This is a genomic window from Streptomyces sp. NPDC024698, assembly GCF_055559015.1.
The window spans coordinates 220,709-235,962 of the sequence record NZ_JBVHLK010000004.1 but is presented as its reverse complement, the minus strand read 5'-3'; the positions used below and the strand labels follow the sequence as shown (position 1 = coordinate 235,962).

Annotated in this window: 16 protein-coding genes; 11 read left to right on the top strand and 5 right to left on the bottom strand. The window is 71.4% G+C overall.

Annotation, left to right across the window (positions count from 1 at the left end):
• Positions 1-101: 101 nt before the first annotated feature.
• The 7 genes from ACZ4AA_RS12030 (at position 102) to serC (ending at position 7,055) form a co-directional block, all read left to right on the top strand.
• A complete protein-coding gene (locus ACZ4AA_RS12030) occupies positions 102-1,877 on the top strand; it encodes a sensor histidine kinase (RefSeq protein WP_467599517.1) in 1,776 nt (591 codons plus the stop codon).
• The gene (locus ACZ4AA_RS12025) at positions 1,874-2,281 is read left to right on the top strand and encodes a roadblock/LC7 domain-containing protein (RefSeq protein ID WP_339130030.1); all 408 of its coding nucleotides are present in this window, start codon (positions 1,874-1,876) and stop codon (positions 2,279-2,281) included. Before ACZ4AA_RS12030 ends, ACZ4AA_RS12025 begins: the two co-directional genes overlap by 4 nt.
• Positions 2,278-2,634, top strand: coding sequence for a DUF742 domain-containing protein (locus tag ACZ4AA_RS12020; RefSeq protein WP_467599514.1), 357 nt, complete (start codon positions 2,278-2,280; stop codon positions 2,632-2,634). Before ACZ4AA_RS12025 ends, ACZ4AA_RS12020 begins: the two co-directional genes overlap by 4 nt.
• A complete protein-coding gene (locus tag ACZ4AA_RS12015; RefSeq protein WP_467599511.1) occupies positions 2,615-3,253 on the top strand; it encodes a GTP-binding protein in 639 nt (212 codons plus the stop codon). Before ACZ4AA_RS12020 ends, ACZ4AA_RS12015 begins: the two co-directional genes overlap by 20 nt.
• Positions 3,250-4,470, top strand: coding sequence for a cytochrome P450 (locus tag ACZ4AA_RS12010; RefSeq protein ID WP_467599508.1), 1,221 nt, complete (start codon positions 3,250-3,252; stop codon positions 4,468-4,470). Before ACZ4AA_RS12015 ends, ACZ4AA_RS12010 begins: the two co-directional genes overlap by 4 nt.
• Positions 4,471-4,580: 110 nt before the next feature.
• Positions 4,581-5,804 (top strand): cytochrome P450 family protein, encoded by a 1,224-nt coding sequence (locus ACZ4AA_RS12005; protein WP_467599505.1) that lies wholly within the window; start codon positions 4,581-4,583, stop codon positions 5,802-5,804.
• 132 nt (positions 5,805-5,936) lie between these two features.
• Positions 5,937-7,055, top strand: a complete 1,119-nt coding sequence (serC, locus tag ACZ4AA_RS12000; protein ID WP_467599502.1) for a phosphoserine transaminase — start codon at positions 5,937-5,939, stop codon at positions 7,053-7,055.
• An 87-nt stretch (positions 7,056-7,142) separates the two neighbouring features.
• Here the strand turns inward: serC and ACZ4AA_RS11995 are convergent, their stop codons facing one another.
• A complete protein-coding gene (locus ACZ4AA_RS11995) occupies positions 7,143-8,138 on the bottom strand; it encodes a WD40 repeat domain-containing protein (protein ID WP_467599499.1) in 996 nt (331 codons plus the stop codon).
• 128 nt (positions 8,139-8,266) lie between these two features.
• Here ACZ4AA_RS11995 and ACZ4AA_RS11990 point away from each other — a divergent pair, with 128 nt between their 5' ends.
• Entirely contained in the window at positions 8,267-8,950 is a 684-nt protein-coding gene (locus ACZ4AA_RS11990; RefSeq protein ID WP_467599496.1) for an SGNH/GDSL hydrolase family protein, read from the top strand.
• 98 nt (positions 8,951-9,048) lie between these two features.
• On the top strand, positions 9,049-10,041 hold the full coding sequence (locus ACZ4AA_RS11985) for an aldo/keto reductase (RefSeq protein ID WP_467599494.1): 993 nt from the start codon (positions 9,049-9,051) through the stop codon (positions 10,039-10,041).
• A 163-nt stretch (positions 10,042-10,204) separates the two neighbouring features.
• Here the strand turns inward: ACZ4AA_RS11985 and thpR are convergent, their stop codons facing one another.
• The 3 genes from thpR to ACZ4AA_RS11970 all read right to left on the bottom strand — a co-directional run bounded on the left by thpR (position 10,205) and on the right by ACZ4AA_RS11970 (position 12,896).
• The gene (gene thpR / locus ACZ4AA_RS11980; protein ID WP_467599491.1) at positions 10,205-10,795 is read right to left on the bottom strand and encodes an RNA 2',3'-cyclic phosphodiesterase; all 591 of its coding nucleotides are present in this window, start codon (positions 10,793-10,795) and stop codon (positions 10,205-10,207) included.
• Positions 10,796-10,977: 182 nt separating this feature from the next.
• Entirely contained in the window at positions 10,978-12,255 is a 1,278-nt protein-coding gene (locus ACZ4AA_RS11975) for an MFS transporter (protein ID WP_467599488.1), read from the bottom strand.
• Positions 12,256-12,458: 203 nt separating this feature from the next.
• A complete protein-coding gene (locus ACZ4AA_RS11970; protein ID WP_467599485.1) occupies positions 12,459-12,896 on the bottom strand; it encodes a MarR family winged helix-turn-helix transcriptional regulator in 438 nt (145 codons plus the stop codon).
• 144 nt (positions 12,897-13,040) lie between these two features.
• On the opposite strand from ACZ4AA_RS11970, the gene ACZ4AA_RS11965 reads away from it, so the two are divergent.
• Entirely contained in the window at positions 13,041-13,223 is a 183-nt protein-coding gene (locus ACZ4AA_RS11965) for a ribbon-helix-helix protein, CopG family (RefSeq protein ID WP_015659639.1), read from the top strand.
• 31 nt (positions 13,224-13,254) lie between these two features.
• Here ACZ4AA_RS11965 and ACZ4AA_RS11960 read toward each other — a convergent pair whose 3' ends face one another.
• Positions 13,255-14,706, bottom strand: coding sequence for an NCS2 family permease (locus ACZ4AA_RS11960; protein WP_467599480.1), 1,452 nt, complete (start codon positions 14,704-14,706; stop codon positions 13,255-13,257).
• A gap of 236 nt (positions 14,707-14,942) precedes the next feature.
• Between ACZ4AA_RS11960 and ACZ4AA_RS11955 the strand changes: the two genes are divergently transcribed.
• Positions 14,943-15,218, top strand: a complete 276-nt coding sequence (locus ACZ4AA_RS11955; RefSeq protein ID WP_467599477.1) for a DUF2530 domain-containing protein — start codon at positions 14,943-14,945, stop codon at positions 15,216-15,218.
• Positions 15,219-15,254 lie beyond the last annotated feature (36 nt).

Genomic DNA, 15,254 nt, shown 5'->3' with positions numbered 1-15,254 from the left:
GAAGGTGAGTTGAGCATCATGTGTCGCTTCTCGCCCAGGACCGATCGAGGACACGACCGAGGACACGTTCTCCCCCCAAGAACACGACCGAGGACCCATTGATGACCCCGCCCCTGCCCTCCGGCGAACGACCCGGCCCGCGCGCCGCGGCCAAGGCCGCGCTGATCTCCGCCGTCCCGGCCGCCGCCGCGGTGGTGGCCGCCGTGCTGCTGGCCCCCGAACCCGCCCGGATGCCCCTCGCCTGGGGCACCGGCGCCGCCGCGTTGCTGCTGTGCGCGGCGGTCGCGGTGGCCGCCCACGCCGTACGGGCCGGACGCCTCGCCCTGCGACGCCTCGACGGCGTCACCGAGGACGTCGGCCGGCTCCTCCAGGAACGCGCCAGGATGGCCGAGGAGTTCGGCCAGGAACGCGCCCGGCTCGCCGACGAGGCCACCCGTGAGCGCGCCCGCGCGGCCGAGTCCGCGGCCCAGGACCGAATCCGTCTGACCGACACGGCCGCCCGCGAACTCGCCCGCCTCACCGAGGAGTTCGCCGAGGAGCGGGCGCTGCTCACCGGCGACCGGGCCCGGCTCACCGAGCGCAACGCCGAACTCTCCGAACACGTCAGGCGGGCCGTCGGCGACCGTGCCGCCGCGATCTCGGCGACCGCCAACGCGGCCGCCCGGATGCAGGCGCTGTCCACCGGCATGCTGGCCGACCTGCGGGCCATGGAGGAGCGGCACTCCGACGAGGACGTCCTCGCCGACCTCCTCCACCTCGACCACCGCACCGCGCAGGCGGGCCGCCTCGCCGACTCCGTCGCCGTGCTGACCGGCGCGCGCTCGGGGCGCCGCTGGGCCCGCCCGATCGTCATGGAGTCCATCCTGCGCGGCGCCATGGGCCGCATCGGCGGCTACCAGCGGGTGCGGGTCCACTCCGCCAGCGAGGCCGCCGTCGCCGGACACGCCGCCGAGGGCGTCATGCACGCGCTCGCCGAACTCCTCGACAACGCCGCCAACTTCTCGCCGCCCACCGCCGAAGTGCATGTGTACGTCGAGGAGGTCCCGGCCGGTGTCATCGTCTCCGTCGAGGACAGCGGCCTGGTCATGGGCGACGTACAGCTGCGCCGCGCCGAGCGCGCCGTCACGGGCCCCGTCGGGCCCCGGTCCGGACTCGGCGGCCTCACCGGCACCCGTCTCGGCCTCTCGGTCGTCGGCCGGCTGGCCCGCAAGCACGGTCTGAAGGTGTCCTTCCGGCCCTCCGCCCGCGGCGGCACCGGCGTCCTGGTGCTGATCCCGCAGGACATCCTCACCCAGCCGAACCTTCCCTACGCCGCCCCGCTCGCGGCCGGGCCCGAGCCCGCCCCGTCGGCCCCGACCGCCGTCGACGGCCACCCCTCCGCGCCGCGGTCCCCCGACGGCCAGGAACCACCGGAGCCCGGACGATCGCCGCGGGCGCACGAGTCCCTCACGTCCCGGGAATCGGCCGCGTCCCCCGTGTCGTACGCCGCCGCCCGCGCGTCCGGTGACCTCGACCCGGACCCCGTGCCCACCCACGACTCGCCCCGGCACGAGCAGGACCCCGCGTCCACCGGCGGCCTCCCCAAGCGCCGCCGCGGACGCACCCTCGCCCACGCCGAGCGCAGCCGCTCGCACACCACGCCCCCGGCCGACGCCGAACCCCGTACCGGCGAGGCCCCCGGGAACCGGTCGGCCGCCCGCTTCGGGACCTTCCGCCAGGCAGTGCGCGGCACCGGACCGGCCGCCCCCGCGGCCGTGCCGTCCGACGGCCCGCAACCGGCCGAGACCCCGGCACGGCCCGAGGACCGGACACCACCGTCCACCAGTTCCCCCACCCCCACCGCGCACGCGCTCCCGGAAGGCGACACCACCCCATGACCGGCACCCTCACCGCCGACGAGAAGCTCACCTGGCTCATCGAGGGCCTCCTCGAGCGCACCCCGGGCGCACGGCACGCGCTCGTGCTCTCCCGCGACGGACTGAAGCTGTGCCGCACTCCGGAGCTGTCGGTCGACCAGGCCGACCAGCTCGCCGCCATCGCCGCCGGCATCCAGTCGCTGTCCCACGGCGCCTCCGTGGAGTTCGGCGACGGCAGCGGAGGCGTGCGCTCGGCGATGGCCGAGTTCTACGGAGGGGTGCTGTTCATCGTGGAGGCGGGGGACGGCGCGCACCTCGCCGTCGTCACCGCGGAGGACGCCGACGCCGGACTGGTGGGACACAACATGAGCGAACTCGTGGAACAGCTGGGCGAGCACCTGACCGCGCCGCCCCGGTCCTCATGAGCCGTCCTGGCAGGGACGACGCGCCCGACCGGCTCTACACCCTCACCGGAGGACGCACCCGGTCCGGCCCCGACACCCCCTTCGACCTCGTGACCCTGGTCGTCGCCGAGTGCGATCCGGTGGCGGGCATGCAGTCCGAGCACGCCGCGATCCTGCGGCTGTGCGAACGGCCCACCGCGGTCGTGGAGATCGCGGCGGAGCTGAGGCTGCCGGTGTCGATCACCCGCGTCCTGCTCGCCGACCTGCTCTCCACGGGCCGGGTCAGCGCCCGCCACCCGCACACCACTGTTCCCTCCGGTCTTCCCGATCCCGACATCCTGGAGCAGGTGCTCGTTGGACTCCGTAACCTCTGACGCTCGTGCGCCCCTGTCCGCGTCCGCCGACAACGGCCTCAAGATCGTGATCGTGGGCGGCTTCGGTGTCGGCAAGACGACCCTCGTCCGCTCGGTCAGCGAGATCCGCCCCCTCAACACCGAGGAGACGATGACGCAGGCCGGCGAGGCCGTCGACGACATCAGCGAGGTCCGCGGCAAGTCCGCGACCACCGTCGCCTTCGACTTCGGACGCATCACCCTGGACACGCACAACATCCTGTACCTGTTCGGCGCGCCCGGACAGGAACGGTTCTGGTTCCTGTGGGACCGCCTCTTCTCCGGAACGCTCGGGGCGATCGTCCTCGTCGACACCCGTCGTATCGACGAGTCCTGGTACGCCATCGACCGCCTCGAACACCACGGCACGCCCTTCATCGTGGCCTGCAACGACTTCGGCGGCCCCCCGCACACCCGCGCCCAGATCCGCGAGGCCCTCGACCTCGACCCGCACGTACCGCTGCTCGACTGCGACGCCCGCTCCCGGGAGTCCGGCAAGCGGGTGCTGATCACCCTGGTCGAGCACATCCAGTCCCTCTCCGCCCGTCACGGCGTCGCAGCCGCGGAAGGCGCCCTTCACTCACCGGAGCCCGCGCTGTGACCCCCGCCTCCGCCTCCGCGCCCGTCCCCCTCGGCGGCCCGCGGTTCCAGACCGAACCCGCCGAGCTGTACCGGGAGATGCGGCGCGACCACGGCTCCGTCGTGCCCGTCGTCCTCGACGGCGGCATCCCGGCCTGGCTCGTGCTCGGCTACCGCGAACTGCACCAGGTCACCGGCGATCCGCAGCTCTTCAGCCGGGACTCGGAGCTGTGGAGCCAGTGGGAGCGCATCCCCGACGACTGGCCGCTGCTGCCGATGATCGGCCGCCGACAGCCCTCCATCCTGTACACCGTCGGCGAGCGCCACCGCGAACGCGCCGCGATGATCAGCGACGCCCTGGAAGCCATCGACCCCTCCGAACTGCGGTCCCAGGCCGAGAAGTTCGCCGACGAACTGATCGACGCGATCTGCGCCAAGGGCGAGACCGACCTCGTCGGCGACTACGCGGCCCTGCTGCCCGTACGCGTCCTCGCGACGCTCTACGGCTTCGCGGACGACCAGGGCCCCGGCCTCGTGACCGCCCTCAACGACATGATCAACGGACGCGAGGGCGCGCTGGCCGGACAGCAGCATCTCGCCTCCTCCATGGCCCGATTGATCGCCGACCGCAAGGAGAGCCCCGCCGACGACGTCGTCTCCCGGATGCTCGCGAACACCTCGGGCTTCGACGACCTGGAGATCGTCCAGGACCTGATGGTCATGATGGCCGCGGGCCACCAGCCGACCGCCGACTGGATCGGCAACTCGCTGCGCCTGATGCTCACCGACGAGCGGTTCGCCGCCTCCCTGTTCGGCGGCCGGCACAGCGTCGCCGAGGCCATGAACGAGGTCCTGTGGGAGGACACCCCCACCCAGAACGTGGCCGGGCGCTGGGCCTCCCGCGACACCCAGCTCGGCGGCCGCCGGATCCGCTCCGGCGACCTGCTGCTGCTCGGCCTCCAGGGCGCCAACTCCGACCCCCAGGTCCGCACCGACAGCTCCGCGCTCACCGGCGGCAACAACGCCCACTTCTCCTTCGGCCACGGGGAGCACCGCTGCCCGTTCCCGGCGCAGGAGGTCGCCGAGGTCATCGCGCGGACCGGGATCGAGGTCGTCCTCGACCGGCTGCCGGACATCGACCTGACGGTACCCGCCGACTCGCTCACCCGGCGCCCCTCCCCGTGGCTGCGTGGCCTGAGCGAACTGCCCGTGCGCTTCACGCCCGTACCCGTCCTCTGAGACCCCCCATGCACCCGGCCGGCGCACCCCGCCCGGCCGGGGCCCGGGGCTGTCCCCATGCCCCGGGGGAAAACGCTTCACCCCCACCTCAGCCCTTGGAGGCACCCCGCATGAGCACCGGTACCGAAGAGACCCGCATAGTCCTGGACCCCTTCGTCACCGACCTGGAGGGCGAGAGCGCCGCGCTGCGCGCCGCGGGACCGCTCGCCGCCGTCGAACTGCCCGGCGGTGTCCCGGTGTGGGCCGTCACCCACCACGCCGAGGCGCGCGCCCTGCTCACGGACCCCCGCCTGGTGAAGGACATCAACGTCTGGGGCGCCTGGCAGCGCGGCGAGATCGCCCCCGACTGGCCCCTGATCGGCCTCGCCAACCCCGGCCGCTCCATGCTCACCGTGGACGGCGCCGACCACCGGCGGATGCGCACCCTGGTGGCACAGGCGCTGACCCCCCGCCGGGTCGAGCAGATGCGCGAGCGGATCGCGAAGCTGACGGAGAGTCTGCTCGACAACCTCACCGGCGACGTCGTCGACCTGAAGGCCGACTTCGCCTACCCGCTGCCCATGTACGTCATCGCCGACCTCATGGGCATCGAAGAGTCCCGGCTGCCGCGCCTCAAGGAGCTCTTCGAGAAGTTCTTCTCGACGCAGACCCCGCCCGCCGAGGTCATCGCGACCCTCACCGAGCTCGCCGGGATCATGGCCGAGACGGTGGCGGCCAAGCGCGCCGAACCGGGCGACGACCTGACCAGCGCGCTGATCCTGGCCTCCGAGGACGGCGACCACCTCACCGACGCGGAGATCGTCTCCACCCTCCAGCTCATGGTCGCGGCGGGGCACGAGACGACGATCTCCCTGATCGTCAACGCGGTCGTCAACCTCTCCGCCCACCCCGACCAGCGCGCCCTCGTCCTGTCCGGCGAGGCCGACTGGTCCGCGGTGGTCGAGGAGACACTGCGCTACGACACCCCGACCTCGCACGTCCTCATCCGCTTCGCGACGGAGGACGTCCCCGTGGGCGACAAGGTGATCCCGGCGGGCGACGCGCTCATCGTGTCGTACGGCGCGATCGGCCGCGACGAGAACGCCCACGGTCCCACCGCGGGCGACTTCGACATCAGCCGCACCGGCGGGAACCGGCACATCTCCTTCGGCCACGGGCCCCACGTCTGCCCCGGCGCCGCCCTGTCCCGCCTGGAGGCCGGCGTCGCCCTGCCCGCCCTGTACGAGCGCTTCCCGTCCCTTGACCTGGCCGTCCCGGTGGCGGACCTGCGCAACAAGCCGGTCGTGACGCAGAACGACCTGTTCGAGCTGCCGGTCCGGCTCACCGCCGAGTGAGCCGGACCCACGAGACCGCGGGCCGCCGGAGGGGCCCCTCGCCCCTCCCGGCGGCCCGCGCCGTCAACACGGCCCGTCTCAGCCGACGGACGACGTTTCACCGAGGTTTCCCGGAACGGCTAGGCTCCGGACGTGGCTGATATCCAGATCCCCGCTGACCTCAAGCCCGCCGACGGACGATTCGGCGCCGGCCCCTCCAAGGTGCGGACGGAGGCACTGGACGCGCTCGCCGCGACCGGCACCTCCCTGCTCGGCACCTCCCACCGCCAGGCCCCGGTCAAGAACCTGGTCGGCAAGGTGCGCGAGGGCGTACGCGAGCTGTTCTCCCTGCCCGACGGGTACGAGGTCGTCCTCGGCAACGGCGGCTCCACCGCGTTCTGGGACGTCGCGACGCACGGCCTGATCGAGAACAAGTCGCAGCACCTCACGTTCGGCGAGTTCTCCTCCAAGTTCGCCAAGGCGGCCAAGCTCGCCCCGTGGCTGGCCGACCCGACCGTGGTCTCCTCCGAGCCGGGCACGCACCCCGAGCCGGTCGCCGAGGCGGGCGCCGACGTCTACGCCTTCACCCACAACGAGACCTCGACCGGTGTCGCCGCCCCCATCAAGCGGGTCGCGGGCGCCGACGAGGGTGCCCTCGTCCTGGTGGACGCCACCTCCGGCGCCGGCGGCCTGCCCGTCGACATCGCCGAGACCGACGTCTACTACTTCGCCCCGCAGAAGTCCTTCGCCTCCGACGGCGGCCTGTGGATCGGCGTGTTCTCCCCGGCCGCGATCGAGCGCGCCGAGCGGATCCACGCCTCCGGCCGGCACGTCCCGGAGTTCTTCTCGCTGCCCACGGCGATCGACAACTCCCGCAAGAACCAGACGTACAACACCCCGGCGCTGGCCACCATCTTCCTGCTCAACGAGCAGCTGGAGTGGATCAACGGCCAGGGCGGCCTCGCCTGGTCCACGGCCCGCACGAAGGACTCCTCCAGCCGCCTGTACCGCTGGGCCGAGGACAGCAAGTACGCCACCCCGTTCGTGACCGACGCGGCCAAGCGCTCGCAGGTCATCGGCACGATCGACTTCGCCGACGAGATCGACGCCACCGCGGTCGCCAAGGCGCTGCGCGCCAACGGCATCGTCGACACCGAGCCCTACCGCAAGCTCGGCCGCAACCAGCTGCGCGTCGCCATGTTCCCGGCGATCGACCCGGCGGACGTCGAGGCGCTGACGCACTGCGTCGACTACGTGATCGAGAAGCTGTAACCCTTCCCGGGACCGTGGCCGAGGGGCGTCGGGCGCGCGAGCGCGCCGGACGCCCCTCGACCGTTTCCACGGGGCCCCGCCCGCCGGTCAGCGGCGGCGCAGGCGCCGGAGACCGAGGACGACGGCGAAGAGGGCCGCGACCGCGATGGCGCCGACCTTGACCTGACCGCTCATACCGCCGCTCCCGTCGCCCGCGGCCGAACCGCCGCCCTTGGACGACGAGTTGGCGCCGGAACCCGCGGCACCCGGCGCGTCCTCGGGCTGCACGGGGCTGTCGGCGCCCTCACTGCCGTACATGAGCTTCGATCCGTCGGGCGTGTAGGTGATCGACTCGCCCTGGCCCTGGAGGGGCACGTTCAGGCGTTCCTGGCGCTTGATCCGCCCGTCGTTCCAGGCGTACGCGATGCCGCCGAAGTAGCCGCGCACGGCGAGCTGTCGGCCGTCGGGGGAGAACGCGCCGTCCGTGACCCACAGATCGATGGCGGCGATCGGCTTGAAGACGTTCGTGGTGGTGGCCGAGAGCCGGGCGGGGCCCTCGTAGAGGTGACCGCCGTCCTCGTTCTTGTCGGCGATGTAGACGCGCCCCGTCTTCGGATGCACCATCAGCGCCTCCGCGTTGCGGGGGCCGTCGGAGTACTTCACGACGTACTGGGTGGCACGGATCGTCTGGTCCTTGAGCACCTTGGGCTCGGGGAGCTTGTAGATCCACACGTGGTCCCACTTGCCGCCGAGGTTGTCGCCGATGTCACCGGCGTAGAGGTCGCCGTCGGGGCCGAGCGAGATCGCCTCGACGTCCCGGGGCCTGCCGACCCCGCTCATGGTGATCGTGGCGAGCGTCCGGCCCGTCCTGCTGTCGACGGCGTACAGGTAGGGACCGTCGTCGCTGTCGTTGTGGGTCCAGTAGACGCCCGGGTGGATGCGCGAGGCGGCGAGCCCGCTGGACTCCTTGATCCGGGGGTCCTTGATGGTGAATCCCCCGTCACCTCCGTCGGCGAGCGCGGGCGCCGCCAGGGTGAGGACGAGGGCCGCTCCGGCAAGGGCTCCGGCGGCGGCTCCGGACACGAACGAGGGCGATCGGCGCATGCCCCCAAGCCTGCCATCCCACCGGGCCGTTCACGTCGCCGCGGTCCACCCGGCCCCCGCGGGCGGGCGTGTCCAGCTTCACACCGCCGGGGCCCGTGGCACCTGGGCCGATCGTCCATGATGATCGGATGCTCAGGTTCATGCCCGTCGGCGACTCCATGACGATCGGTAGCGCGGGCGAACACACATGGCGTTACCGGATGTGGCAGCACCTGCGCGCGACGTACGGGGGCCCGTTCAAGATCGTCGGACCGCGCGAGGCGCTCTACGACCAGGCGACGGGATCCCCCGACTCCTACGAGTACGCGGACCCGGAGTTCCCCCGCGCCCATCTGGCCGGCTGGGGCGAGGGCTGGCTGCACATGGCCCCGCTGATCCGCGAGGCGGTCCGCGCGCAGCGCGCCGACGTCCTGCTGGTCTCGCTCGGGCTCATCGACCTCGGCTTCTACACCAACGCCGTCCAGACCGCCGACAACGTCCGCGCCTTCGTCGAGGAGGCCCGCGCCGCGAACCCGCGCGTCCGCATGGTCCTGTTCCCGGTGATCCCGAACGTCCGCGCCCGGGACGACGCACCCTTCGCCGCCGAGGTGGCCGCCTTCAACGACCTCCTCGCCAAGACGACCGCCGACCTGGACGAACCGCGCTCCCCGCTCCTGCTCGCATCCCCGCCCCCCTCGTTCGACACCGACTTCGACACGTACGACGGCACCCACCCGAACGCGAGCGGCGAGCACAAGATCGCGGAGGGTTTCGCGGAGGCGATGCACCAGGCCTGGGACCTGGGCGAGCCGTACGCGGCGGTATCGGCCTGACCCTCCCGGGGAGCCGACGGGTCGCTCCACGACCCGTCGGCGCCGTCACCCGGCCCGCTCTTGCCTAGAGCGCACTCCACGCCGTTGGCTGGTGAACCATGAAGTACACACAGCTCGGACGCACGGGGCTCAAGGTCAGCCGGCTCGTCCTCGGCACGATGAACTTCGGACCGCAGACGGACGAGGCCGACAGCCACGCGATCATGGACGCGGCGCTGGACGCCGGAATCAACTATGTCGACACGGCCAACGTCTATGGCTGGGGCGAGAACAAGGGCCGCACGGAATCGATCATCGGGAACTGGTTCGCCCAGGGCGGCGACCGGCGTGAGCGGACGGTTCTCGCGACCAAGGTGTACGGGAACATGGGCGCCGAGGGCGAGCCGTGGCCCAACCAGGACAAGCTCTCCGCCCTGAACATCCGGCGGGCGGTCGACGCGAGCCTCAAGCGTCTCCAGACCGACTACATCGACGTCTACCAGTTCCACCACGTCGACCGGTCGACGCCGTTCGAGGAGATCTGGCAGGCCATCGACGTCCTGGTGCGCCAGGGGAAGATCCTCTACGTGGGGTCCAGCAACTTCCCCGGCTACAAGATCGCCCAGGCCAACGAGATCGCCGCCCGCCGCGGCGGGACCATCGGCCTGGTCAGCGAGCAGTGCCTCTACAACCTCGCCGAGCGCCGCGCCGAGATGGAGGTCATCCCGGCCGCCGAGGAGTACGGGCTCGGTGTCATCCCCTGGTCGCCGCTGCACGGCGGACTGCTGGGCGGTGTGATCAAGAAGGAGGTCGAGGGCGGCCGCCGGGCGAGCGGCCGGGCCGCCGACGCCCTCGCCGGCACGGCCGTACGCGCCCAGATCCAGGCCTACGAGGATCTGCTGGAGAAGCACGGTCTTGAGCCCGGAGAGGCCGCGCTGGCCTGGCTGCTGACCCGTCCCGGCGTCACCGGCCCCATCGTGGGCCCGCGCACCGCGGATCAGCTCGCGTCGGCGCTGCGCGCGGTGGAGCTGGAGCTCTCGGACGAGGTCCTGGAGGGGCTCGACGAGATCTTCCCGGGCCCGGGGCCGTCCCCCGAGGCCTTCGCCTGGTAGCGGAGCCGTCCCCCGGGGGCGTCCCCGGGGTCTTCGCCCGGTGGGGCGGTTCGGCGGTGGCGGTCGTTACCTGACCGCCGCCGCCATGGCGACGACGAAGAACATCAGCACGAGCACGCCGGCCATGACGCGATTGCGGGTCTTGGGGTTCACGCCATCGAGGTTAACCGGCCGTCCGGACCCCGCTGTCGTCCGCCCCCAGCGGCCAGCTGGCCACCGTTTCGTATCGGGGCTGCTCACGGGGCACTCCCGAGGTCGGCAGGTTGCTGCGGACGAGACACAGCTCACCCACGGTCCAGGGCGTTCCCGCGAACGCGTCCAGCACGGCGGCGTACGGCTTGAAGTCCGTGGAGGAGCGGCTGCGGGCCACCGTCAGATGCGGACGGTAGCGGCGGTGCTCCTCCATCGTGACGCCCGCCTTGCGGCCCGCCGCCTCCGTCCGGTCCGCCAGCAGCCGCAGGGTCTCCGTCTCCCCCGTCGCGCCGACCCACAGGGCACGGTCGCCGAAGTGGCCGCCGCCGCGCAGGGACAGGGGGAAGGGGCGGGTGCGCCGGGCGGCCCGCAGCAGCCGTTCCGAGAGGTCCGGGACGATGTCGTCGGCCGTCTCCCCGTAGAACGCGAGGGTGAGGTGCCAGCCGGGGCGGCCCGTCCAGCGCAGGGTGTCCGCACCCGGCATCCGCTGCAACGCGTCCACTTCCGGGGCGAGTTCACGCACCGCATCGGCAGGGGGCAGGACCGCGGCGAAGAGTCTCATGGGACCAGCCTTCCAGGGAACGGCACCCGGCACACGGGAGTATCGAAGGGCCACAGGAGGCGCGGCCGTGCTCGGGGTACGGCCGGGGCGGCCGGGGTACGGCCCGGGTACGGCCGAGACGGCCCGGGTACGGCCGAGACGGCCGGTCGCTGGTGCGGGCCGGCCGCCTCGGGAGTCGCCGGTCACACCGCGGTGGCCAGCTGCTCCTCGGTCCGCACGCGGGGCACGAAGCTGACCCTGGGGCGGCCCTGGTGCCACCCGAGGGAGACCCGCAGACCGCCGACGCGGGCCAGGACCAGACCGATCGCCGTCGCGGCGACCGCCGAGACCAGTCCGCCGAGCGCGAAGCCCACCCGGGGCCCGTAGGTGTCGGTGACCCAGCCGATCAGCGGCGCGCCCAGCGGCGTGCCGCCCACGAAGACCATCATGAACAGCGCCATGACCCGGCCGCGCATGGCCGGGTCGGTGGCCATCTGGACCGAGGTGTTCGCGGTGACGTTCACCGTCAGCCCGAAGATCCCGATCGGGACCATCAGCAGCGAGAACAGCCAGAGCGTGGGGGCCGTGGCGGCCACCACCTCCAGCACCCCGAACGCCACCGCGGCGGCGATCAGCACGCGCAGGCGGGCCGTGCCCCGCCGGGCCGCGAGCAGCGCCCCGGTCAGCGAACCCAGCGCCATCAGCGTGTTGAAGAGGCTGTAGGCGCCGGCGCCGGAGTGGAAGATGTCGTCCGCGTACGCCGACAGCCAGACGGGGAAGTTGAAGCCGAAGGTGCCGATGAAGCCGACGAGGACGATCGGCCAGATCAGTTCGGGCCGGCCGGCGACGTAGTGGAGGCCTTCGCGGAGCTGGCCCTTGGCACGCGGCGCCCGTTGGACGACGTGCAGTTCGCGGGACCGCATCAGCAGCAGGCTCGCGAGCGGGGCCACGAACGACAGGCCGTTGAGCAGGAAGGCCCAGCCGGTGCCCACGCCGGTGATCAGCAGGCCCGCGACGGCGGGCCCGACCAGTCGCGCGGACTGGAAGTTGGCCGAGTTCAGGCTGACCGCGTTCTGGAGCTGACCGGGGCCGACCATCTCGGAGACGAAGGACTGGCGTGCCGGGTTGTCGACGACGGTGGCCACCCCGACGGCGAAGGCGGCGAGGTAGACGTGCCAGACCTGGACGTGGCCGGAGAGGGTCAGGAAGGCGAGGACGAGGCCGGTGACGGCCATCGCCGTCTGGGTGACGAGCAGGGTGGGGCGCTTGGGCAGTCGGTCGACCAGGACACCGCCGTACAGGCCGAAGAGCAGCATCGGCAGGAACTGGAGCGCGGTGGTGATGCCGACCGCGGCGGAGGAGCCGGTCAGGCTGAGGACCAGCCAGTCCTGGGCGATGCGCTGCATCCAGGTGCCGGTGTTGGAGACGACCTGGCCCAGGAAGAACAGCCGGTAGTTCCGGATCTTCAGGGAGCTGAACATCGAGGAGGAGCGGGGGGAGTCGCGGGTGGATGCGGAGTCGTGGGTGGCTGGTGCGGGGGCGGAGTGTGCTCCGGGTCCCGTACTCAAAAGGGCTCGCCTCCAGGGCATGGGGGACGTCGGCGTCGTGTGGGGCGTCGGCGCTTGGGGGGGGGAGGGCGGCCCTGTCCCGTGCGATCCGGGATCGGACGGGGAGCCACCGGCGATCAGATGTGCGCGAGCTTCTCCAGGACGGGGGCGGCTTCGCGGAGCTTGGCCCATTCGTCCTCGTCGAGAGCCTCGGCCAGTCCGGCCAGGAACGCGTTCCGTCTGCGGCGGCTCTCTTCGAGCATCGCCTCCGCCTTGTCGGTCTGCGTCACCACCTTCTGGCGCCGGTCCTCGGGGTGCGGCTCCAGCCTGACGAGTTCCTTGGCCTCCAGCAGCGCGACGATGCGCGTCATCGACGGGGGCTGGACGTGCTCCTTGCGGGCGAGCTCGCCCGGCGTGGCGCTGCCGCAGCGGGCGAGGGTGCCGAGCACCGACATCTCGGTGGGGCTCAGCGACTCGTCGACCCGCTGGTGCTTGAGTCGACGCGACAACCGCATCACTGCGGAGCGCAAGGCGTTCACGGCGGCCTCGTCGTCGCCATGGGTGAGGTCAGGCATGTTCTTTAGCGTAACTCATTACTCTCGCTAAAGAACAACGGGGCCCCTGTGAAATGCGCCATCGGACGCGGAGATCACTCATATGAGTGAGATCGCACCGGAAAGTGACCCGATTCCGGTCGGGAAACGGCGACCCTCGACTCCATGGGGACCAGCGTGCTCAGCCTGCGTATCGACGGGGAGCTGCTCGAACGGCTCCGCCACCATGCCGCGAAACGCGGAATGAGCGTCCAGGACTATGTGGTCCGGACGCTCATTCGCGACGACTTCGACGAGCGGTTCCAGACCGCCGTCGAGGAGACGGAGAAGTTCTACGGGGTCACGTGACCCCGCGCACGGCCGAGGACGTCGGTGCCGCTCAGGTCAGGCCGAGGGCCGGCATGAGGTAGTAGAAGGTGAACACCGCCGACACCACGTACATGGCGACCGGGATGTCACGGCCTCGGCCCGCCGCCAGGCGCAGCACGACGAAGGTGATGAAGCCCATCCCGATGCCGTTGGTGATCGAGTAGGTGAACGGCATCATCATCATGGTCACGAAGGCCGGGATGGCGATCGTGTAGTCCGCCCAGTCGATCTCCTTGACCGAGTGGGACATGATCAGGAAGCCGACCGCGATCAGCGCGGGGGTGGCCGCCTGGGACGGGACCATCGTGGCGACGGGGGTCAGGAACAGGGCGACGGCGAACAGCCCACCGGTGATCACGTTCGCGAAGCCCGTCCTGGCGCCCTCGCCGACACCGGCCGTGGACTCCACGAAGCAGGTGGTGGCCGAGGAGGACGAGGCACCGCCCGCGGCGACGGCGATGCCGTCGACGAACAGGACCTTGTTGATGCCGGGCATGTTGCCCTGCGCGTCCGTCAGCTTGGCCTCGTCGCTGATGCCCATGATCGTGCCCATCGCGTCGAAGAAGCACGACAGCAGCACGGTGAAGACGAACAGGATGCCGGTCAGCACGCCGACCTTGCCGAAGCCGCCGAAGAGGCTGAACTGCCCGACGAGCCCGAAGTCCGGGCTGGCGACCGGGTTGCCGGGCCACTTCGGGGTGGTCAGACCCCAGGACGGGATGGTGGTGACGGCGTTGATGATCACCGCGGCGACCGTCATGGTGACGATCGAGATGAGGATGGCGCCGGGCACCTTGCGCACGATGAGCGCGAGGGTCAGCAGGGTCCCGAGGATGAAGATCAGGACCGGCCAGCCGTGCAGGTGACCGTCAGTGCCGAGCTGGAGCGGGACCGTCGTCTGGGCGATGTCCGGGATGCGGGTGACGAAGCCGGAGTCGACCAGGCCGATCAGCATGATGAACAGGCCGATGCCGATCGCGATGCCCTTGCGCAGGCCGAGCGGCACCGCGTTCATGACGCGCTCGCGCAGACCGGTGGCGACCAGGAGCATCACGACGAAGCCCGCGAGGACCACCATGCCCATGGCGTCCGGCCAGGACATCCGGGGTGCGAGCTGGAGGGCGACGACGGTGTTCACACCGAGGCCCGCCGCCAGCGCGATCGGCACGTTGCCGATGACACCCATGAGGAGCGTGGTGAAGGCGGCGGTCAGCGCGGTCGCGGTGACCAGCTGCCCGTTGTCGAGGTGGTGCCCGTACATGTCCTTCGCGCTGCCCAGAATGATCGGGTTCAGCACGATGATGTACGCCATCGCGAAGAAGGTGGCGAAACCGCCGCGGATCTCCCGCGAGAGGCTGGAGCCCCGCTCGGAGATCTTGAAGTAGCGGTCGAGAGCGCTCTGCGCGGGCCGGGACTCCGGCTCCTGCGGGGCGGGGGCCTTGGTGGCGGCCGAGGTGGACATGCGGGTCCTCAAACGTGCAGGGGGACGGGATGTGATCGAACCTGGTCAGTGGTCGTTCACCAGCAGGTTCCCCCAGGTCGCTGTTGGTGTTTCCTACGAATACAACTGGCCAGACTCGGACTGTTTCAGTATGAACATATGAGTCGGAAATCGCTATCTCCGCGCGTAGACCCTTGCCGTACAAGGGGAGACAGGGCCCGGACACGACCGGTCGCCGACCCTCGTAAGCTGTGCACATGGCGAAGTGGACCCCCAAGCACGAGGCGCCGGAGCCCCTGGAGGGCCCCGTGGTCGCTACCATCACGGGCGGCACGATCCTCTGGTTCGTCCTCTTCCTGGTGCAGCTGCCCTTCTACGGCTGGTTCGACGACCACGGACACCTGTGGTGGCTGTGGACCTGTCTGGCCGGAGCGGGCCTCGGGCTGATCGGCATCTGGTACGTGCGCAAGCGCGACGCGGCGATCAAGCGCGCCGGGCCGGCCGGTTCCCCGGCGGCTCCCCTGACGGAGTGAGAGCGCCGAGGGCGGCTCCGCGGCGACTCCCCTGAC